The following is a 19,437-nucleotide window of genomic DNA, read 5'->3' on the forward strand; positions in this document are numbered from 1 at the left end:
CCATGCGCTTCGACGGGACCAACGAGTCCGAAGTCGGCGATTGGTGGCGGACGCATTGGGGCTCCTGGTCGACACCTGCGCCCGGCAGCTTCAACGGTGCCTCCATGTCCGAAGGTGAGAGTCACCGGATCGCCGCCGGACTGAGCGAGGTGGCGATGGACCACGTCGCAGACGTCCTCGATCGCGAGGGCGCGACCGAAATCCTGTTCCGCAGCGGGGCCACCAGAACGATCGCACCAGGCAGCTGGATAGTGAATTGCACGGGTTATCTCTTCCGCGACAGGCCGTACGAGCCGTATGCCTCCCGCAGCGGCAGGGTGATCTCGATACAGCCGCGGTCTGCGACCTTCCCGCTCTCCTTGTGGATGGGCTTCCTCACCACTCACCTGCTGTTCGCGGACAAGATACGAGATGCCCGCCTGTACGAGCTCGATCTGGTCGACCTGCGGCAGAAGTCGAAGGCAGCACTGTGGCCTGCGATGATGTCGCTCGGCCAGCACAATATGAGCCTGGTGATGGACAACGTGCCGCCGAAGGCGTTGCTGGACCTCGGGTTCGACCTCGATCGGTGGTTCCCGTTGCCGCGGCGGATGGTTCAGACGGCACGGTTCATGATCGGACACCGCAGAAAGCGCGAGCACCATCGCCGGACGCTCGACGCGCTGCGTGAACGATTCGATGTTCGGTGCGGCCCGCTACCTGAACACAACAGCTGAGCTATAGCGTCGTGCGCATGGCCTGCCGGCCGTCCGATCCGAGCAGAGGAGCTCACGTGCCAGAGTCGAACGGGCTCGTCTACAACCGTCGAGGTTCCGGTGTGCCGCTACTTCTCGTGCACGGCCTCGGCAGCCGCAAGGAGGTCTGGAACCCCATCGCGCCCGCACTCGCCGAACGCCGCGACGTGATCGCCGTCGATCTACCGGGATTCGGGTCCTCCGCGGTCGACGGTCCGGGTGGGGTCCATCGATACGTCGATCGAGTCGCGACCTTCATCGACGACCTCGGTCTGGACAAGCCGGAAGTCGCGGGCAACTCGATGGGTGGTGCAATCGCGCTGGAACTGGGTCGTCGTGGGGTTGTCAGCAAGGTGACGGCCGTGTCGCCGATCGGGTTCTGGACCAAGGCAGAACGGATCTGGTGCCAACAGGCCCTTTCGAAGACGCGCGCGCTCGGCAAGTTCGCACCGCTACAGCTTTCTCGCGTGATACACACCGGCGCCGGCGGCAACATGCTGCGGCTCACCTACGGCAAGCCGCACCTCGTCGCCGAACAACAGAAGCAGGGCGACCTCGAAGGTCTGCTGCTGGCAACGGGATTCGACGAAGCGGCAGCGTCGTTCGCGGGCTACGACTTCGAGCGTGGCAACGCACTCGACGACGTTGCGGTGACCGTTGCGTGGGGGACACGTGACGCGCTGCTCTTCTACCGAACGCAAGCCGCTCGTGCCAGGGCGGCGCTACCGAAGGCCTCCCACGTCGTACTGCGCGGATCGGGGCACGTTCCGTTCGCGGACGATCCAGCGGGATGTGTCGACGCGATCCTCGGCTGACCGAGTGTGTACCTGCTGTCGATTCCACTCGCTCGTGACGACAGTAGGTACACACTCGACGAGCTCAGGTGTGCCGACCGTGCCGGAAGCCGATGATCTTGCGGATCATCGACACCGTCGACGCCTTCCGCGAAAACGACAGCAGTTCCATCCCGGGTATCGCGAATCGCTGACGAGCGATCGAATGTGAACGAGTGAACTCGCGCATCCCTTCTTCGCCGTGGATCCGACCGATACCCGATTCGCCGACGCCACCGAACGGCAACGTCGAGATGGCTCCGAATGCCAACACCGAGTTCACCGACGTCGCGCCGACCCGAAGTTTGCGCGCGATCTCCATGCCGTTCTTCCGTGAGTAGACGGTCGACGCGAGCGCGTAGGCAGAATCGTTGGCGAGTTCGATCGCTTCGTCGACACTCTTGCACGACCGGACCGTGACGGTCGGACCGAACGTCTCCTCGGAAACGGCGAGCGAGTCCTCGGGTACGTCGACGAGGACGACCGGCTCGATGTAGGCGCCCTTGATCGAATCGAGTCCACCGACGATCGCGCGGCCGCCCTTGTCGAGTGCGTCGGCGATGTGGCGTCGAACGACCTCGATCTGGCTCGGCATCGTCATCGGTCCGTAGGCGGCCTTGGCGTCGGATCCGGGTTTGATATTGCGAAGATTCTTCGCGAGCTTCTCGACGAAGGCGTCGTAGACACTCTCGACGACATAGATCCGCTCGGTGCCCGCGCACGTCTGGCCGCTGTTCGACGCAACCGACCAGGCGATGGCGTCCGCTGCCGCGGTCACGTCGGCGTCGTCGGCGACGATCGCTGCGTCCTTACCGCCGCATTCGAGTAGGACCGGGGTCAGGTTCGCTGCGGCGGCGGCCATGATGCGTTTGCCTGTCGCGGTCGATCCTGTGAAGGCGATCTTGTCGACTCCGGAGGTCACCAACGCAGCACCGGTCTCGCCGTAGCCGTTGACGACCGACAGAATGCCAAGGGGCAGTTCGGGATTGGCCTTCGCAAAAGCGTCCGCGTAGAAGTGGCCGATCGACACCGTGTACTCACTCGGCTTGAACACGATCGCGTTACCCGCCGCGAGCGCATAGGCGATCGAACCGTTCGGTGTGTAGACGGGATAGTTCCATGGTCCGATGACGCCGACGACGCCGAGCGGACGTTGCTCGATGACCGCTTCGCAGTTCGCCATGAACAATCCTGGCGAGACCTTCTTCGGCGACAACGTCTTCTTGGCGTTCTTCGCGGCCCAGTCGATGTGTTCGAGGGCGAGCACCAACTCGAGGTAGGCGTCCTCGGCTGGCTAGCCGTTTTCGCGGAGCACCAACTCGCACAGCTCGTCGGCATGGTTGGTCAGATACGACCCCCAACGCAGCAACGCCCTCTTCCGGCCTTCGAAGTCGAGTTCGTGCCAGACGCTTGCGGCGACGCGGGCGCGGGACACCGCAGCGGCGACGCCTTCGCTGTCGTGGATCGGCCATTCGGCGATGACCGCACCCGTCGCGGGGTCGATCGATTCGAGGATCGCGGGTCGACTCGTCCGAGGTGGTGCGACTGGTGCTGAGGTCATCGTGTTCCTTACGTTTTCGTCGGTATCGGTCTCAGGGCGTTGGTGTTGCTGCATCGTCGGGCTGTGTATCGGTCGCGGGTGCGCCTGCTCGCAGCACGGTCTTCATCAACGTCGCGACGCGTGAGCGGCTCTGCGGGGAGTTGTCGAAGCGGATCAACCTGCCGACATCGAGAACGAGTCCGAGTGCAGCGTGAACGCGGAAGCGGGCAGCAACCGTGCCGAGGCCGGGGAACTGTGCCGTCAGTAGGTGCACCCATTCTTCGATGTGCTGGCTCTGCAGGGCGCGAAGGTCGCTGCGTTCGCGGGCGGGCAGGTTGCCGAACTCTGCGAAGTAGACGGAGATCAGCGCTGGATTGACGAAGGCGAGGCGGACGTAGCGAGTGACAAGATTGTCCATGGCCGCTGCTGGATCGGCTGCTTCGCCGAGTGCGTCCGAGGTCGCAACGGCGAGACGTTCGCTCGCGCGGTAGAACACAGCGGCGAGAATTTCGGCCTTGCCCGCGAAGTAGCGGTACACGCTGGAGGCGGTGATACCTGCTACGACGCCGATCTCTTCGATCGTCGCCTCGTGATAGCCGCGTTTGTCGAAGATCTCGAGGGCGGCCGCAATAAGGGACTCGCGTTTCGCGGCTACGGCGAGGCCGCCGTCGTGTCGGGTCGAAGCCGCGAGTTCGGTTGGTGCAGCGGGGAGTTCGCATTCGAGCACCGACCGTGCCAGGCTGTCGATCAGTGCTTCGGTGCGGCCGGCGCTCAGTGCGATCCGGTGCACGGTGATGCTCGCGATGACGCTGAGGGTCGCGGCGGCAAGCATGGCGATGTCGCTCTCGGGCAGGCGAGGCCGCAGTTCGTGCAGCGGTCGCGCAACCCGCTGGTTCACCTCGTCCCACAGCCCGCGAAATCGTTCACGATCGTCGTCGCCGAGGTAGCGCGATTCCCACCGGTAGATACCGCCGGACCGTCGGTTGTCGATCGTCACGGCAACAATTTCGTGCACCGTGGCCGCGAGTCGTTCGCGAGCGTCGGGCAGGTGTTGCGGTACCTCGGTGACGGCGAGCAGGCGGTCGACGATGGCGTCCGCTGTCGCGACGAAGAGTGCGTACTTGTTCGGAAAATGCCGGTAGAGAGCTGGTCCCGAAATACCGATCTCGGCGGCTATTTCGTCCACTCCGACCGCGTGATACCCGCGTTCGCCGAACGCGTTGGCTGCAACTCTGACGATCTGCGCCTTGCGGTCGCGAGGGCGTCGCCGCACCGGTGTTGTCGTCGTCGCACGATCGGTCGTCATCTGCCGCCTCCCTTGCGAATCGTCGAGTTTGCCACACCGCGTCACCTACCGTGGGTCCGGTATTGACAGCCTGCCAAGATGTCCATAAGTTAACCACGATTCGCAAAAAGCGGAAGCGGTTCTCTCGATCCCGCCTTCGACAGCAGAAAGAGATGCAATGTTGCGTACTCGGTTCACAGAGGTGTTCGGCGTCGAGCACCCGATCGTTCAGGGCGGAATGATGTGGGTCGGCCGCGCCGAACTCGTCGCTGCCGTCGCCAATGCGGGCGCACTCGGTTTCATCACCGCGTTGACACAGCCGACCCCCGACGACCTGACCAAGGAGATCGCGCGAACCCGTGAGCTGACCGACAAACCGTTCGGCGTGAACCTCACGATCCTGCCGTCGATCACGCCACCGCCGTACGAGGAATATCGTCAGGCCATCATCGACAGCGGCATCAAGATCGTCGAGATCGCAGGCGGTAATCCGGCGACTCATCTCTCCCATCTCAAGGACCACGGCATCAAGGTCCTGCACAAATGCACGAGCGTGAAGCACGCGCTGAAAGCGCAGCAGGTCGGCGTCGACGGCGTGAGCATCGACGGTTTCGAGTGCGCCGGCCATCCCGGTGAGAACGACATTCCCGGATTGATCCTGATCCCTGCCGCGGCGAAACACCTGACGATTCCGATGATCGCATCGGGTGGAATCGCCGACGCACAGGGTTTGGTCGCAGCACTCGCGCTCGGCGCCGACGGGGTCAACATGGGTACACGTTTTATGTGTACGCAGGAATCCGGTGTGGCTCAGAAGGTCAAGGAGCAGATCGTCGCGAACAGCGAACTCGACACGAAACTCATCTTCCGAACGCTGAACAACACCGCCCGCGTCGCCGACAACGCGATCAGCCGCAAGGTCGTCGAGATCGAAAAGTCGGGCGGCTCTTTCGACGACATCCGCGATCTGGTTTCCGGTCAACGCGGTCGCAAGGTCTTCGAAGAGGGCGACCTCGATGCAGGCATCTGGACCACAGGGCAATCGCAAGGTCTCATTCACGACATTCCGACCGTTGCCGACCTGGTGACGCGGATGATCGATGAAGCTGAAGACATCATCACCGGCAGGCTGAACGAAATTGTCGCCGCACCCGTCACAGCGAGGAGCTGACCCGTCATGACCGAGACGACAACAACAAGAGCGCCTCGATACACGGCGATCAACGACGACGGCGTACTTCGCGTCACCATCACCAACCCGAAGCGGATGAACGCACTCGACTACGACACGATGGTCGCGCTCGGCGACGTGTTCGTCGGCGTTGCCACCGACAGGTCGGTCCGCGTCGTGGTGCTCACCGGCGATGGCGATCGAGCCTTCTGTACCGGTGCCGACCTGTCGTCGAGTGTCGCCGAGGCCGGCCGGGGGATCACACCGGAGATGACCATGGACGCCGCGAATCGTGTTGTGCGAGCGATCATCGAAGCCCCGGTGCCCGTGATTACGCGCGTCAAGGGGTCCGCAGCGGGCGTCGGTGTTGCGCTCGCGGTCGCCGCCGACCTCGTCTACGCGAGCGAGGATGCGTACCTGCTCCTTGCGTTCGTCAACATCGGGCTTATGCCGGACGGTGGCGCTGCGGCGATGATCGCGGCAAGCGCAGGCAGAGCACTCGCAGCCGAGATGGCGTTGCTCGGGCAGCGACTGCCCGCCGCGGCCGCGAAGGAGGCGGGTCTGTTCGCTGGAGTGCTTCCGGCCGACGAACTCGACGCGACGGTGGACGCCGCGGCTCGCAAGCTCGCGAGTGGACCACGGCGGGCGCTCGAGCTGGCCAAGCAGGCTCTCAACAGTGCGACACTGCCCGCACTCGACGCGGCCCTCGAGCGAGAGAAGGTCGGGCAATCGGAACTGCTCACCTCGCCCGACTTCCAAGAGGGTGCGATGGCGATGCTGCAGAAGCGTCCAGCGAAGTTCGGGGCGTGACCACAATGACGAACCCCGAAATGTCGGAGCCGCTGCGGTCGCGCCGCAATCATTGGAACAATCAGGTCGCGGTGCACGCCCAGATGCGTCCGGACGCAACAGCTTTCCGCTATCTGGGTCAGGACACGAGCTGGCGGCAGGTGCACGAGCGCTCGGAGGCTCTCGCCGATGCGCTGTCGCGTCGGGGTGTCACCAAGGGCGACCGCGTCCTGATTCTGATGCTCAACCATCCCGAGTACATCGAATCGGTGCTCGCGATCAACGCCCTGGCCGCCATTGCGGTACCGGTGAACTTCCGGCTGACCCCACCCGAGATCGGCTATATCGTCGCCGACAGCGGCGCGAAGACGATCATCACCGACACTCCGCTCGCGCCGCTGGTTGCCGCGGTCCGCACGCAGGCGCCGGTGCTGTCGACCTGCATCGTCGTGGGTGGTGAAACGGGAGAGGGAGTTCTCGGCTACGAGGCGCTGGTCGCCGAACAGGGCGAGAGTCATGAACCGCTCGACATTCCCGAAGACACCCCTGCGCTCATCATGTACACCTCGGGCACAACCGGCAGCCCCAAGGGTGCGGTGCTCTCCCATATCAACATGCAGAGCCAAGCGCTGACCGCGATTCGGGCGTTCGAAGCCGTTTCCGACGACGTCGCCTTCTGCGCCGCGCCGATGTTCCACATCGCCGGCCTCGGCAGCATCGCGCCGACCATCCTGCTCGGCGGCAAGACCGTCGTGCATCCGCTCGGCGCTTTCAACGCGACCGAAGTGTTGGACGCCTGGGAGCAGGAGCAGGCGACGTCTGTTTTCCTCGTGCCCGCACAGTGGCAGGTCATCTGCGCCGACGATTCCGTGCCGAATCGCAAGCTCGCGTTGCGTGCGATCAGTTGGGGTGCTGCGCCTGCGTCCGACAGTGTGCTGCGCGCCATGTCGGACGCGTTCCCCGCCGCCCGCAATGTCGCAGTCTTCGGTCAGACGGAGATGTCGCCGATCACGTGTGTTCTCGAGGGCAAGGACGCGCTCCGCAAACTCGGCTCCGTCGGTTGGGTGATTCCGACCATCGCGGCGCGGGTCGTCGACGACGAGATGAACGACGTCGCACCGGGTGAGATCGGCGAAATCGTCTACCGCGGACCGACACTCATGCAGGGCTACTGGAACAAGCCCGAAGCCACCGCCGATGCGTTCGCAGGCGGCTGGTTCCATTCCGGGGATCTCGTACGCCAGGACGACGAGGGTTTCGTCTACGTCGTCGACCGCAAGAAAGACATGATCATCTCGGGCGGAGAGAACATCTATTGCGCCGAGGTCGAGAACGTGTTGTTCGCGCACGACAAGATTCGGGAAGCCGCGGTCATCGGTCGTTCGGACGAGAAATGGGGCGAAGTTCCGGTAGCGGTCGTCGCGCTTGCGGGCGCGGACGCTGTCGAACTCGCCGACCTGGAACCCTTCCTGAACGAACGGCTCGCCAGGTACAAACACCCCAAGGACTTGATCGTTGTCGACGAGCTTCCACGCAATGCCAGCGGCAAGGTCGTCAAGCATCAGTTGCGCAAGGAGTACGCGAGTAACCAGTAGGCGAGATCGTCGATCCGACCCGGCGAATCGGCCCGCTGGTTTAGGCTTCGACGATGGCATATTTGGTAACGGGGGCTACGGGTTTCATCGGGCGCTTCCTTGTTCCGGAGCTGCTGAAACGTGACGGCGACGTCCACGTACTCGTCCGTGCGGGGTCGGAAGGAAAGCTGGCCAACCGAGCGAAAGCGTGGGGGGCGGGCGACCGAATCAAACCCGTCGCAGGCGATCTCGGCAAAACGGCTCTCGGCATCGATCCGGCGTGGATCGACGCCCATCGTGGCGATATCGACCACATGTTCCACTTGGCCGCGATCTACGACATGACCGCCTCCGACGAGCAGAACGAACTGCTCAACAACGGTGGAACGCGGCATGCCGTGCAGGTTGCGAATGCGCTGGAGGTCGGCACGCTGAACCACACGTCGTCGGTCGCGGCAGCGGGTCTGTACGAGGGCATCTTCACCGAGGACATGTTCGACGAAGGCCAAGAGCTACCGTCGCCGTACCACCGGACGAAGTTCGAGTCGGAGAAGATCGTCCGCGACGAATCGGAACGACCGTGGCGGGTGTACCGCCCGGCAATCGTCGTCGGCAATTCGGTGACAGGCGAGATGGACAAGATCGACGGTCCGTACTACTTCTTCAAGATGCTGCGCCTGGCCGGCCGACTGCCCGGCCGGGTACCGCTGCTGGTGCCGGATCTCGGCGAGACGAACATCGTCCCCGTCGACTACATCGCCCGCGCGATGGACCACATCGCCCACGTTCCCGGCCTGGATCGCGAAGCGTTCCACCTGGTGAACCCCGACGCCCAGAATTCGGTCGACGTGATGAACCTGTTCGCCGAGCAGGCCGGCGCACCGCGGCTCAAGCAACTGCTTCCGAAGCAGGCGATGACCCTCGCGATGAAGGTCCCCGGCGTGCAGAGCGTGCTGATGCCAGGGGTCGGCGTGCCGCCGGAGGTGATCGAGCACACCGAGTTCACCTGTCATTTCGATTCCACGAGAACCGTTGCAGCCCTTGCGGGTAGCGGTATCTCGGTGCCGCCGCTCGCCGACTATGCCGGTGTGCTGTGGCGATATTGGGAACACAATCTCGCTGACCACTCCTAGTCTCCGCCGTCGAGGTCGGCGAGTTTGCCTTCCAGCACCGCCCTTTCGCGATCGTTGCCACACCTGTCGATGGCGACGAGCAGTTCGGCGCGCGCCTCTTCGGTGCGCCCGAGGCGAGTCAGCAACTCGCCGCGGACCATGGGCAGCAGGTGCGAGTTCGCCAACGCATTCGTATCGACGAGTCGGTCGACGATCGGAAGTGCCGCGGCAGGTCCCTGCGCCATGGACACTGCAACCGCGCGGTTGAGGTCGACGACCGCGGACGGCGCGAGCCTGCCGAGCGCTTCGTAGACACCGACGATCCGGTCCCAGTCTGTTGCCTCGACCGACTCGGCACTGGCATGGCATTCGGCAATCGTCGCCTGCAGGCCGTATGGGCCGAGGCCGCGTCCGACCCGCTCCGCCCTGGCGAGTGCTGCGCGTCCCCGCGCGATGGCTGCATGATTCCAGCGGCTTCGGTCCTGCCTGTCGAGTAGCACCGGCTCGCCGTCGGGCCCCGTTCGTGCCGGAAAGCGTGCCGCGGTCAGTTCGAGCAGCGCAAGCAACCCGAGTGCCTCCGGCTCGTTCGGTACCAGTCTGGCCAGCACCCGCGCTAGTCGCTGCGCCTCGCTCGCCAGGTCGAGGCGAAGCACATCGCGACCGGAACTGGCGGACGATCCCTCGGTGAAGATCAGATAGATCACGCTGAGCACTGTGCCCAGTCGTTCGGCCCGCTCAGCGGCGGACGGCAACTCGAACGGCACCCGCGCCGACCCCAGCATCTTCTTGGCGCGAGTGATTCGAGCCTGAACCGTGGCCGTCGGGACGAGGAATCCCCTGGCTATCTCGTCACTCGTCAGACCACCGACCACCCGCAGCGTCAGAGCGACCCGCGCTTCCCGTGCCAGCATCGGGTGACAGGAAATGAACATCAGCGCGAGGACGTCGTCGTCGATCTGGTCCGGATCCCACAGCACGTCCTCGACCTCCCTTGCCGGGTCGGTTGGCAGACTGCCTGCAACGACACCGCCCTCGCCCAGATTGTGGGCGAGCGCCGCGTACTTCTCGTCCAGCGCGGATCGACGCCTGTAGGTATCGATTGCCCGGCGGCGACCGACCGCGAGCAGCCACCCCGCCGGATTGCGGGGTGTGCCGTCGCGCGGCCAGGTCACCAGCGCCTCCGCCAAAGCCTCCTGGGCGACATCTTCGGCCAATCCGAAATCGCCGGTGTACCGCGCGAGCGCACCGATGATCCGCGCCGAGTCGATGCGCCAGACCGCGCCGACCGCATCGCGACCGGTGTGGTCAGTCATCGAGTTCTGGTCGAACGTTCAGAGCTGGCCGGTGGCTTCGCGCCACGCACGCTCCCGCTGGACGTATTCATTGGTCTGCGGGAATTCGTCGATGGTCGGCACCCTGCGGACCTCTGTCTTGAAGCCGTTGACAATGACGGGCATACGCTTCGCCCACTCGACCGCCTCCTCCTTGGACGTGACGTTGAGGATGAAGAAGCCGCCGAACAGCTCCTTGGTTTCCCCGTACGGGCCGTCACTGACAACCGGTGTTTCGGACGAATAGTCGACGACCACGGTCTCGGCCGGATCATCCAGACCTTCCATGGCGACGAGGACACCTGCCCGAATCAGCTCCTCGTTGAACTTGCCCATGGTTTCGAACATGGTGTCGAGTTCGACCTTTTCCATCTCGGCGTACGTCTCGTCGGTCCCGCGCATGATCAGCATGTACTTCACGGTTCGTCTCCCTTGCTACCCGGATCCGCCTGTCGGACCCTTCACCCATAGGTCGAACGGACAATGCGGTAGATCGACACCTGCGGCAGAATCTTTTGCGCGGATCTTCGCGGCTTAGCTCTTCGGTGTTGAAACCTGCTGCTGAGCAGTGTATTTCCCCCACCTGTTGCGGTTGGACCACCCGACCAGATCGAATCGCCACCGAAACGGCCAGGTATGGGCGACTGTTCCGACCAGCACGGTCGCGAGCCCGAAAGGGTCCGCGTGCTCGGTGAGCAGCGCTCGTTGCTGACGCGGTGAGGCACGGAAGAACGAGTCGAACATCGCGGTCGCCTGTTCGGTGGTGAGTCTGCCCATCCCGGCTAGACCACGCTCGCGCATCCAGTAGACGAACCGCGCTTTCGCAGGCCACAACGCGGCGACCGGGTCGGTGCCCGACAGCAGCGCATCGACGAAAGTGTCTGTCAGGGCAAGGGAATCGGCAACGCTGTAGCCCGTGCACGGGTGCATCATGCCGCCTCGCGACCCGAAGGCGACGGCCGCCTCTTTGTCACGAAAGCGCCGTGGCGGCGGCTGGTCGAGCGGGTAGTGGCACGACTCGTGCGGCTCGTCGCCGGTCAGCGAAATACCATGAGCGGCAAGACGAGTCACGACCCGTCGGCGAAGTTCGTGCTGCGTCAGCCCACCCGGAACGCCGAGTGTCGTCTCCTCGAAGATCACCGTGCCGTCGCCGATGGGAACCGAGTACAGGAACGACGGGGGTTCGTCGTTGGTCGCGCCGTTCTCGGGTCGCCAGTCCAGCAGCAAACCCTCTCCTGCGCCGACATAGTGCTCGACGCGGTCGGCCTCGATGAAGATGCCGTGTGCACTCGCTGCGGGTCGGCGGTCGGTCTTCGGTAAGCCTCTGGTGTCGACAACGATGTCGGCCTCGATGTCGGTTCCGTCCGCGAGCGTCACCCGACGTGCGGTCAGCGCTGTCGCCCGTTGAGCCTCGATATGGACGTCGTCGAGCGGTAGGGCGTCGAACAGTCGTGGCTTGGACAGGACCACGTACGGACGCTCGATTTTGCGTTCGGTGGTGGTCCACACGGTCGGCGCCTCGATCCGCGACGCGACGACCGACGGCGGCAGCCAGGACGGAAGTTCGTCGAGCCAGGCAGAGTAGGTCGGGGTCCAGATTCGGTCGGGCCGTGGATCGACAGCCGCGACCCGCAGCCCCGCCTGCGCGCTTCGATGTGCCAGTGCTCGACCGGTCGGGCCGAGGCCGACCACACATACGTCGACTCTTCGCGACCCTGTTGCCATGCCCCCATTCAACTCGAGGCGGCCGCACGCGTGACCGTCGGGGAGCCGCCAGAACCGGGGGCAACGACAATGCTGTCCCAAGAAGAGCGGTCGTGTTTTTGGTACGCGCGCCTCATAACGTCGAATTATGCGAATTGCGAGTCTGATTCGGGCCTGCGCGGCCCCTGCGCTGTTGGTCGTCGCGCTCACCAACGGGATCTGCATTCCGATCAGCTCGGCTGAGCCGGGAGAGCGATCGCGCATCGTCGACGTCCGCAGCGACAGCGATCGAGACATCACGTTGTCCGTCTACTCCGCCGCCATGAGCCGGACCTTCTCGGTCACTGTGCAGCGGGCTGCCGACGACAGCGTGCCGCGCCCGACGCTGTATCTGCTGACCGGGGTCAGCGGCGGGGTCGACGGCACTCAGTGGGGACGCAAGAGCGACGCGCTGCAGTTCCTGCGGGACAAGAACGTCAACGTCGTGTCACCCATCGGCGGACCCTTCAGCTACTACACGGACTGGCGCAACGACGATCCGCTGCTCGGCCGCAACAAATGGAAGACGTTCCTGACTGCGGAACTACCGCTGCTCATCGACGAGCACTTCGACACCAACGGCAAGAACGCGATCGCCGGTCTGTCGATGTCGGGGGCGTCCGCATTCGCGCTCGCGGCGTCCGCTCCAGGGCTGTACGCAAGCGCCGCGTCCTACAGCGGCTGCGTCCAGACTTCCGATCCGATCGGGCAGAGTTTGGTCCGCATCGTCGTCGAGTTCTGGGGCGGTGCGAACACCCAGAACATGTGGGGTCCGCCGGGGGACCCGATGTGGGCCGCCAACGACCCCTTCGTGCACGCAGCGAATCTGCGGGGGATGGCGCTCTACATCTCCACCGGCACAGGTCTTCCCGGCGAGTACGACGTCTACGACGGTCCGTACTCGATTCCTGGACCCGCGGGTTTTGCGAATCAGCTCACCGTCGGGGGCGTCATCGAGGTTGCGACCGACTACTGCTCGCGCAATCTCAAGACCCGCCTCGACCAACTCGGCATCGGAGCGCACTACAACTTCCGCCCGACCGGAACCCACACGTGGGGGTACTGGCAGGACGATTTCAAGGACTCGTGGCCGGTGCTCGCCGGACCACTCGGTATCCGATGAGGCGCGCTTGGCGAACCGTTGCATTGGTGACCGCAACGGTCGCGCTGCTGCTGACCGGACGGGTCGCCGTTGCCGAGCCGGGCTTGGCCGGCGCGAACGACTGGACCTGCACACCGTCCGCGTCGCATCCACGTCCGGTCGTCCTCGTCCACGGCTCGGGTTCCGACATCCACCGCGCGTTTCCGGTGCTTGCCGTGTTGCTCCGAGCCGAGGGGTATTGCGTCTTCGCTCGCAACATCGGCGGCGTGCCCGCGTGGTACGACCCGTCGAAGATCGTCTGGGGCACCGCGGACATTCGACGAAGCGGGGAGGAGTTCCGATCCTTCGTCGACGAAGTTCGGGCTCGGACGGGGGCCACCCAGGTCGACGTCGTCGGTCACTCGTCGGGTGGGACGGTCGCTCGTCAGTATTTGAAGAATGGTGGAGCGGGTGCGGTCGCGTCGCTGGTCCTGGTGTCGTCGGCGAACAACGGCACCACGTTTGCCGGCCTACGCGGTCTGTACCCGGATCTCGCGTCGCTCGGTATGCGCGAGGACCAGATCGCGGGCCAGGTCTTCGGCGCCGCGGGTACGCAGATGCAGGTCGGTTCGACGCTGTTGGCAGACCTCGACGCCGGCGGACAGACGATTGCCGGAGTCCGCTACACCGCGATAGCGACGCGTGACGACGAGGTGGCGACCCCGCCGGAGACCGCGTTCCTCGCTGCGGCGGACAACGTGCGGAACGTGTGGGTGCAGGACGGTTGCCCGACGAATCGCGTCGCCCACGGCTCGATGCTCATCGATCCGCGGGCATTGCACCTCGTGCTGGCGGCGTTGGATCCCGACTACGGGAGGACCCATACGCCGCCGTGCGCGAGCTGACTGGTTACTTGGGGGTGATCCAGGTGGTGATGTCGGCGTGCACGACCTCGGTGCCGTTGTTGTCGTAGATCGCTACGGGGATGACGAGGTCGGTGCCCTCGGTGATCGCAGCGAAGTCGGGCACGGTTTCGAGTTTCGCCACCGCACGCAGACCGCTGTTGGCCTTGCGCAGGTACTGCACGTTCATCGACTTGGGAATCCAGCGATGGGTGTCCGGCACCGTCGCCTCGCTCAGCATTCCCATCGCGACCTCGGCGAGGTTGCACGCCGCAATGGCGTGGAAGGTGCCGAGATGGTTGTGGATGCCGATCCATTTCGGTGCGCTGACCTCGCGGTGGCCGGGTTCGAGCACGGTCACGTTCGGCAGAATGGTGCCGAAATACGGAACACGCGCGACCATGCCGAGCGAAAACAGCGCGTGCCCGATCCTGTTGTCGGGAAGCTTCTTCCAGCCGCGATATGTCGCGCTCTCATTACCCATTCACCTATCTTACTCCAAAGTAAGATAGGTGGTGCGCGGAGCGCTGCGGACCAGATTTGAACTCACCACCCGCGTGAGGCATACTGTTCAGGTTGCCTTGAACGGGACGCGCTGTTGTGCGGCCTGGATCGGGTGGGAAGAACGCCTATGGAGTCGATCGCGAGATCAGGCCCGGTGGCGAAGTAAGACTTGCAAGAACACCAGCAGTGAAACCCGCGCTCGTACGCGAGCGCATCCGGGACGCATTCGTGTGGCCGCAGATCAAGAAATTGTCTGGGTCGGAGAATGTGCGTTAGGGCGACACGCCCGACCGCGTGGACCGGTGAACAATGACAGATGAACAGCGGCAGCGGATCGAGTCCCCTCGATAACCATGCGTCTGTTCTGTGTCGTGAGTTCGGGTCGAACTGCAACAGACGAGGTGGGTCCAGCCGAAATCGGCGGATCTGCAAGATCGGTTTTGTTTCAGACAGCGTCAAGAAAAGGACGGGTTAGCGTGGCGGGACAAAAGATCCGCATCAGGCTCAAGGCCTACGACCACGAGGCGATCGACGCGTCAGCGCGCAAGATCGTCGAGACGGTGACCCGTACAGGGGCCCGCGTCGTCGGCCCGGTGCCGTTGCCGACCGAAAAGAACGTGTACTGCGTCATCCGCTCGCCGCACAAGTACAAGGATTCGCGCGAGCACTTCGAGATGCGCACACACAAGCGGTTGATCGACATACTCGACCCGACGCCGAAGACTGTCGACGCGCTTATGCGCATCGACCTTCCGGCCAGTGTCGACGTGAACATTCAGTGAGCCGGGGACTGAACAACATGACTGACAACAAGAACAGGCCCGCAAAGGGCATCCTGGGCACCAAGCTCGGCATGACTCAGGTCTTCGACGAGAACAACCGGGTCGTCCCGGTGACCGTCATCAAGGCCGGACCGAATGTCGTCACCCAGATCCGTACCGAAGAGCTCGACGGCTACAGCGCCGTGCAGGTTGCCTTCGGTGCCATCGACCCACGCAAGGTGAACAAGCCGAACTCCGGCCAGTTCGCCAAGGCAGGCGTCACGCCGCGCCGCCACGTGGTCGAGCTGCGAATCGCCGATACCACCTCGTACGAGGTCGGCCAGGAACTCACCGCCGAGATCTTCGAAGACGGTGCGTTCGTGGACGTCACGGGCACGAGCAAGGGCAAAGGCTTCGCCGGAACGATGAAGCGGCACGGCTTCGCCGGCCAGGGCGCCAGCCACGGCGCGCAGGCTGTGCACCGTCGCCCCGGTTCCATCGGTGGCTGCGCCACCCCGGGCCGCGTATTCAAGGGAATGCGTATGTCCGGCCGGATGGGCAACGACCGCATCACGACGCAGAACCTCTCGGTCCACAAGGTCGATGCCGAGAACGGCCTGCTGCTTATCAAGGGCGCGATCCCGGGCCGTAAGGGTGGACTGGTGATCGTCAAGAGTGCAGTGAAGGGTGGTGCTCGAGCATGACGAGCGCAGTGAACACTTCCAAGACTTCCTCGAAGCTCAAGGTGGACGTCAAGGTTCCCGGTGGCAAGACCAACGGAACTGTCGACCTCCCCGCCGAGATCTTCGACGTCACAGCGAACATCGCTCTGATGCACCAGGTTGTCGTCGCGCAGCTCGCGGCAGCACGCCAGGGAACGCATTCGACGAAGACTCGCGCCGAGGTCCGCGGTGGTGGCCGTAAGCCATACCGCCAGAAGGGAACCGGCCGCGCCCGTCAGGGCTCGACCCGCGCCCCGCAGTTCGCAGGTGGTGGCGTCGTCCACGGCCCGCAGCCGCGTGACTACAGCCAGCGGACACCCAAGAAGATGATTCGTGCCGCACTTCGTGGCGCATTGTCGGACCGGGCCCGTGGCGAGCGCATCCACGTCATCACCGAGTTGGTTGCAGGCCAAGCGCCGAGCACCAAGACGGCACGCTCCTTCCTCGCCGAGATTTCGGATCGCAAGAAGGTGCTGTTGGTCGTCGGTCGCGAAGATGTCGCGGCCTGGAAGAGCGTGCGCAACCTCGATGGTGTGCATGCGATCGCTCCCGATCAGCTCAACACCTACGACGTGCTCAACAGCGACGATGTGGTGTTCAGCGTCGAGGCGCTCAACACGTTCGTGCACGGCCCTGCCGAAGCTGCACAGGAGGAGAGCAAATGAGCACGATCGCCGATCCTCGCGACATTTTGCTCGCGCCGGTCATCTCCGAGAAGTCGTACTCGTTGATCGAGGAAGGCACCTACACGTTCCTGGTGCATCCGGACTCGAACAAGACGCAGATCAAGATCGCCGTCGAGAAGATCTTCGACGTGACCGTGACCAGCGTCAACACCGCCAATCGTCAGGGCAAGCGCAAGCGGACCCGGTTCGGCTACGGCACGCGTAAGAGCACCAAGCGCGCGCTCGTGACCCTGTCGGCCGACAGCAAGCCCATCGAGATCTTCGGGGGGCCGGTCGCGTAAGCGCCGGACCTCAGAAAGAGAAGAGAACTCATGGCTATCCGCAAGTACAAGCCGACTACCCCGGGCCGTCGTGGCGCGAGTGTCTCGGACTTCGCCGAGATCACTCGGTCGACGCCCGAGAAGTCGCTCATCCGCCCGTTGCACGGTCGCGGTGGACGTAACGCACACGGTCGCATCACCACCCGTCACAAGGGTGGCGGTCACAAGCGCGCCTACCGTCTGATCGACTTCCGTCGTAACGACAAGGACGGCGTGCCTGCCAAGGTCGCGCACATCGAATACGACCCCAACCGCACCGCGAACATCGCGTTGCTGCACTTCGCCGACGGTGAGAAGCGCTACATCATCGCGCCGAAGGGCATCGCGCAGGGATCCCCGATCGAGACCGGCCCCACGGCCGACATCAAGCCGGGTAACAACCTGCCCCTACGCAACATCCCGACGGGTACGACGGTCCACGCCGTCGAGCTTCGTCCGGGTGGCGGCGCCAAGATGGCACGTTCGGCCGGTGCCGGCGTGCAGCTTCTCGGCAAGGAAGGCCCATACGCCACGCTGCGTATGCCGTCCGGTGAAATCCGTCGCGTCGACGTTCGCTGCCGCGCAACCGTCGGCGAGGTCGGCAACGCCGAGCAGAGCAACATCAACTGGGGCAAGGCCGGCCGTATGCGCTGGAAGGGCAAGCGCCCGACCGTCCGTGGTGTCGTCATGAACCCGGTCGACCACCCGCACGGTGGTGGCGAGGGCAAGACCTCCGGTGGACGCCACCCGGTCAGCCCGTGGGGACAGCCGGAAGGCCGTACCCGCAAGCCGAACCGCCCGAGCGACAAGCTCATCGTCCGCCGCCGCCGCACTGGCAAGAACAAGCGATAACAAGGAGGGAGTGAAGGATGCCACGCAGCCTTAAGAAGGGCCCGTTCGTCGACGATCACCTCCTTGCGAAGGTGGACGTACAGAACGACAAGGGGACCAAGCAGGTCATCAAGACCTGGTCTCGTCGCTCGACGATCATTCCGGATTTCATCGGACACACGTTCGCGGTGCACGACGGCCGCAAGCACGTTCCGGTGTTCGTATCGGATTCGATGGTCGGACACAAGCTCGGAGAGTTTGCACCGACCCGCACGTTCAAGGGTCACATCAAGGACGACCGGAAGGCGAAGAGGCGATGAGCGATACTGTTCAGAACCCGACCGCACGCGCAACCGCCAAGCACGTTCGGGTTACCCCGATGAAGGCACGTCGTGTCGTGGACCTGGTCCGTGGCCGCTCGGTCGAGGACGCACTTGCAATCCTGAAGTTCGCACCTCAGGCCGCAAGCGAGCCCGTTGCGAAGGTTGTCGCCAGCGCGGCAGCAAACGCCGAGAACAACCTCGGCCTCGACCCGTCGACGTTGGTCATCGCGACCGCATACGTCGACGAAGGCACGACGCTCAAGCGTTTCCAGCCGCGGGCCCAGGGCCGTGCGTTCCGGATCCGCAAGCGCACCAGCCACATCACGATCGAGGTCGAGAGCGTGCCTTCGCAGGGTGCCGCTGGTCGTGCTCGTCGCCGTCGTTCGACCGCAGCAGCAACTTCCGAGGGAGGGGCTCAGTAGTGGGCCAGAAAATCAACCCGCACGGTTTCCGACTCGGTATCACTACCGACTGGAAGTCGCGCTGGTACGCAGACAAGCAGTACGCCGAGTACGTGAAGGAAGACGTCGCGATCCGCAAGCTTCTTGCCACTGGCATGGAGCGGGCCGGCATCGCGAAGGTCGAGATCGAGCGCACTCGCGATCGTGTTCGGGTGGACATCCACACCGCACGACCGGGCATCGTCATCGGTCGCCGTGGCGCCGAAGCAGACAAGATCCGTTCGTCCCTCGAGAAGCTCACCGGTAAGCAGGTGCAGCTCAACATCCTCGAGGTGAAGAACGCCGAGGCCGAAGCGCAGCTCGTTGCGCAGGGTGTCGCGGAGCAGCTTTCGAACCGTGTGGCGTTCCGCCGTGCGATGCGTAAGGCGATCCAGTCGGCAATGCGTCAGCCCAACGTCAAGGGCATCCGGGTGCAGTGCTCCGGCCGTCTCGGCGGTGCGGAAATGTCGCGCTCGGAGTTCTACCGCGAAGGTCGCGTCCCGCTGCACACGTTGCGCGCGGACATCGACTACGGCCTGTACGAGGCGAAGACCACCTTCGGTCGTATCGGCGTGAAGGTCTGGATCTACAAGGGCGACATCGTCGGCGGCAAGCGCGAGATCGCTGCAGCTGCAGCACCCGCCGGTGACCGTCCGCGTCGTGAGCGCCCGACCCGTCCGCGTCGCTCCGGTGCCTCGGGCACCACCGCGACGAGCACCGAAGCCGGCCGCGCTGCGGAAGGCGCAACGGCTCCGACAGAAGTTCAGGAGGTCTGA

The 19,437-nt window shown here is 64.3% G+C and carries 20 protein-coding genes and 2 pseudogenes; 16 read left to right on the forward strand and 6 right to left on the reverse strand.

The genetic code is table 11. The features are described 5' to 3' along the window. Both ACHIRB_RS15310 and ACHIRB_RS15315 read left to right on the forward strand, forming a co-directional pair. Positions 1-716, forward strand: a pseudogene (locus tag ACHIRB_RS15310) (potassium transporter); the annotation flags it as partial. 56 nt (positions 717-772) lie between these two features. After that, positions 773-1,549, forward strand: a complete 777-nt coding sequence (locus ACHIRB_RS15315; RefSeq protein ID WP_395124083.1) for an alpha/beta fold hydrolase — start codon at positions 773-775, stop codon at positions 1,547-1,549. 64 nt (positions 1,550-1,613) lie between these two features. Here the strand turns inward: ACHIRB_RS15315 and ACHIRB_RS15320 are convergent. Both ACHIRB_RS15320 and ACHIRB_RS15325 read right to left on the reverse strand, forming a co-directional pair. Beyond that, positions 1,614-3,128: pseudogene (locus ACHIRB_RS15320) on the reverse strand (aldehyde dehydrogenase family protein). Between the two features lie 31 nt (positions 3,129-3,159). Then, positions 3,160-4,413, reverse strand: a complete 1,254-nt coding sequence (locus ACHIRB_RS15325) for a TetR/AcrR family transcriptional regulator (RefSeq protein ID WP_395124082.1) — start codon at positions 4,411-4,413, stop codon at positions 3,160-3,162. A 157-nt stretch (positions 4,414-4,570) separates the two neighbouring features. Between ACHIRB_RS15325 and ACHIRB_RS15330 the strand changes: the two genes are divergently transcribed. From ACHIRB_RS15330 to ACHIRB_RS15345, 4 genes are read left to right on the forward strand one after another with little or no spacing between them, the layout of a single operon-like run. After that, complete coding sequence (locus ACHIRB_RS15330; RefSeq protein ID WP_395124081.1) at positions 4,571-5,563, forward strand: NAD(P)H-dependent flavin oxidoreductase; 993 nt, start codon at positions 4,571-4,573, stop codon at positions 5,561-5,563. Positions 5,564-5,569: 6 nt separating this feature from the next. After that, on the forward strand, positions 5,570-6,373 hold the full coding sequence (locus ACHIRB_RS15335; RefSeq protein ID WP_395124080.1) for an enoyl-CoA hydratase: 804 nt from the start codon (positions 5,570-5,572) through the stop codon (positions 6,371-6,373). A 5-nt stretch (positions 6,374-6,378) separates the two neighbouring features. Beyond that, entirely contained in the window at positions 6,379-7,947 is a 1,569-nt protein-coding gene (gene fadD5 / locus ACHIRB_RS15340; protein WP_395112821.1) for a fatty-acid--CoA ligase FadD5, read from the forward strand. Positions 7,948-8,000: 53 nt separating this feature from the next. Next, positions 8,001-9,059 (forward strand): SDR family oxidoreductase, encoded by a 1,059-nt coding sequence (locus ACHIRB_RS15345; protein WP_395124079.1) that lies wholly within the window; start codon positions 8,001-8,003, stop codon positions 9,057-9,059. Here ACHIRB_RS15345 and ACHIRB_RS15350 read toward each other — a convergent pair. The 3 genes from ACHIRB_RS15350 to ACHIRB_RS15360 form a co-directional block, all read right to left on the reverse strand. After that, positions 9,056-10,351, reverse strand: coding sequence for an RNA polymerase sigma factor (locus ACHIRB_RS15350; RefSeq protein WP_395124078.1), 1,296 nt, complete (start codon positions 10,349-10,351; stop codon positions 9,056-9,058). The genes ACHIRB_RS15345 and ACHIRB_RS15350 overlap by 4 nt on opposite strands. Positions 10,352-10,369: 18 nt before the next feature. After that, positions 10,370-10,789, reverse strand: a complete 420-nt coding sequence (locus tag ACHIRB_RS15355; RefSeq protein ID WP_395124077.1) for a YciI family protein — start codon at positions 10,787-10,789, stop codon at positions 10,370-10,372. Positions 10,790-10,903: 114 nt separating this feature from the next. Then, positions 10,904-12,094, reverse strand: a complete 1,191-nt coding sequence (locus tag ACHIRB_RS15360) for a lycopene cyclase family protein (RefSeq protein ID WP_395124076.1) — start codon at positions 12,092-12,094, stop codon at positions 10,904-10,906. Between the two features lie 127 nt (positions 12,095-12,221). Here ACHIRB_RS15360 and ACHIRB_RS15365 point away from each other — a divergent pair, with 127 nt between their 5' ends. Both ACHIRB_RS15365 and ACHIRB_RS15370 read left to right on the forward strand, forming a co-directional pair. After that, complete coding sequence (locus ACHIRB_RS15365) at positions 12,222-13,235, forward strand: alpha/beta hydrolase (RefSeq protein WP_395124075.1); 1,014 nt, start codon at positions 12,222-12,224, stop codon at positions 13,233-13,235. A gap of 26 nt (positions 13,236-13,261) precedes the next feature. Continuing rightward, positions 13,262-14,098 (forward strand): esterase/lipase family protein, encoded by an 837-nt coding sequence (locus ACHIRB_RS15370; protein WP_395112799.1) that lies wholly within the window; start codon positions 13,262-13,264, stop codon positions 14,096-14,098. Positions 14,099-14,102: 4 nt separating this feature from the next. Here ACHIRB_RS15370 and ACHIRB_RS15375 read toward each other — a convergent pair whose 3' ends face one another. After that, positions 14,103-14,579, reverse strand: coding sequence for a hotdog fold domain-containing protein (locus ACHIRB_RS15375; protein ID WP_395124074.1), 477 nt, complete (start codon positions 14,577-14,579; stop codon positions 14,103-14,105). A gap of 496 nt (positions 14,580-15,075) precedes the next feature. On the opposite strand from ACHIRB_RS15375, the gene rpsJ reads away from it, so the two are divergent. The 8 genes from rpsJ to rpsC are packed head-to-tail and all read left to right on the forward strand — an operon-like array spanning position 15,076 to position 19,437. After that, positions 15,076-15,381 (forward strand): 30S ribosomal protein S10, encoded by a 306-nt coding sequence (gene rpsJ, locus ACHIRB_RS15380; protein ID WP_003938093.1) that lies wholly within the window; start codon positions 15,076-15,078, stop codon positions 15,379-15,381. 17 nt (positions 15,382-15,398) lie between these two features. Next, on the forward strand, positions 15,399-16,064 hold the full coding sequence (rplC, locus tag ACHIRB_RS15385; RefSeq protein ID WP_395112801.1) for a 50S ribosomal protein L3: 666 nt from the start codon (positions 15,399-15,401) through the stop codon (positions 16,062-16,064). Continuing rightward, entirely contained in the window at positions 16,061-16,747 is a 687-nt protein-coding gene (rplD, locus tag ACHIRB_RS15390) for a 50S ribosomal protein L4 (protein WP_395112802.1), read from the forward strand. The genes rplC and rplD overlap by 4 nt, the downstream gene beginning before the upstream one ends. After that, the gene (gene rplW / locus ACHIRB_RS15395) at positions 16,744-17,049 is read left to right on the forward strand and encodes a 50S ribosomal protein L23 (RefSeq protein WP_199703367.1); all 306 of its coding nucleotides are present in this window, start codon (positions 16,744-16,746) and stop codon (positions 17,047-17,049) included. Before rplD ends, rplW begins: the two co-directional genes overlap by 4 nt. Before the next feature lie 30 nt (positions 17,050-17,079). After that, positions 17,080-17,919 (forward strand): 50S ribosomal protein L2, encoded by an 840-nt coding sequence (gene rplB, locus ACHIRB_RS15400; protein WP_199703366.1) that lies wholly within the window; start codon positions 17,080-17,082, stop codon positions 17,917-17,919. A 17-nt stretch (positions 17,920-17,936) separates the two neighbouring features. Next, positions 17,937-18,218, forward strand: coding sequence for a 30S ribosomal protein S19 (rpsS, locus tag ACHIRB_RS15405; RefSeq protein WP_169588057.1), 282 nt, complete (start codon positions 17,937-17,939; stop codon positions 18,216-18,218). Beyond that, a complete protein-coding gene (gene rplV / locus ACHIRB_RS15410) occupies positions 18,215-18,643 on the forward strand; it encodes a 50S ribosomal protein L22 (RefSeq protein ID WP_199703365.1) in 429 nt (142 codons plus the stop codon). The genes rpsS and rplV overlap by 4 nt, the downstream gene beginning before the upstream one ends. Continuing rightward, the gene (gene rpsC, locus ACHIRB_RS15415; protein WP_199703364.1) at positions 18,643-19,437 is read left to right on the forward strand and encodes a 30S ribosomal protein S3; all 795 of its coding nucleotides are present in this window, start codon (positions 18,643-18,645) and stop codon (positions 19,435-19,437) included. The genes rplV and rpsC overlap by 1 nt, the downstream gene beginning before the upstream one ends.

The organism is Antrihabitans spumae, assembly GCF_043944905.1.
Classification (GTDB): Bacteria; Actinomycetota; Actinomycetes; order Mycobacteriales; family Mycobacteriaceae; genus Antrihabitans; species Antrihabitans spumae.

Excerpts from the sequence above, each read along its gene's own strand:
- ACHIRB_RS15325 (WP_395124082.1), bottom strand. The coding sequence starts at position 4,413 with ATGACGACCGATCGTGCGACGACGACAACACCGGTGCGGCGACGCCCT.
- ACHIRB_RS15375 (WP_395124074.1), bottom strand. The coding sequence starts at position 14,579 with ATGGGTAATGAGAGCGCGACATATCGCGGCTGGAAGAAGCTTCCCGAC.
- ACHIRB_RS15360 (WP_395124076.1), bottom strand. The coding sequence starts at position 12,094 with ATGGCAACAGGGTCGCGAAGAGTCGACGTATGTGTGGTCGGCCTCGGC.
- ACHIRB_RS15330 (WP_395124081.1), top strand. The coding sequence starts at position 4,571 with ATGTTGCGTACTCGGTTCACAGAGGTGTTCGGCGTCGAGCACCCGATC.
- rplC (WP_395112801.1), top strand. The coding sequence starts at position 15,399 with ATGACTGACAACAAGAACAGGCCCGCAAAGGGCATCCTGGGCACCAAG.
- fadD5 (WP_395112821.1), top strand. The coding sequence starts at position 6,379 with ATGACGAACCCCGAAATGTCGGAGCCGCTGCGGTCGCGCCGCAATCAT.
- ACHIRB_RS15335 (WP_395124080.1), top strand. The coding sequence starts at position 5,570 with ATGACCGAGACGACAACAACAAGAGCGCCTCGATACACGGCGATCAAC.
- rpsS (WP_169588057.1), top strand. The coding sequence starts at position 17,937 with ATGCCACGCAGCCTTAAGAAGGGCCCGTTCGTCGACGATCACCTCCTT.
- rplB (WP_199703366.1), top strand. The coding sequence starts at position 17,080 with ATGGCTATCCGCAAGTACAAGCCGACTACCCCGGGCCGTCGTGGCGCG.
- ACHIRB_RS15345 (WP_395124079.1), top strand. The coding sequence starts at position 8,001 with ATGGCATATTTGGTAACGGGGGCTACGGGTTTCATCGGGCGCTTCCTT.
- ACHIRB_RS15350 (WP_395124078.1), bottom strand. The coding sequence starts at position 10,351 with ATGACTGACCACACCGGTCGCGATGCGGTCGGCGCGGTCTGGCGCATC.
- rplD (WP_395112802.1), top strand. The coding sequence starts at position 16,061 with ATGACGAGCGCAGTGAACACTTCCAAGACTTCCTCGAAGCTCAAGGTG.
- ACHIRB_RS15365 (WP_395124075.1), top strand. The coding sequence starts at position 12,222 with ATGCGAATTGCGAGTCTGATTCGGGCCTGCGCGGCCCCTGCGCTGTTG.
- rplV (WP_199703365.1), top strand. The coding sequence starts at position 18,215 with ATGAGCGATACTGTTCAGAACCCGACCGCACGCGCAACCGCCAAGCAC.
- rplW (WP_199703367.1), top strand. The coding sequence starts at position 16,744 with ATGAGCACGATCGCCGATCCTCGCGACATTTTGCTCGCGCCGGTCATC.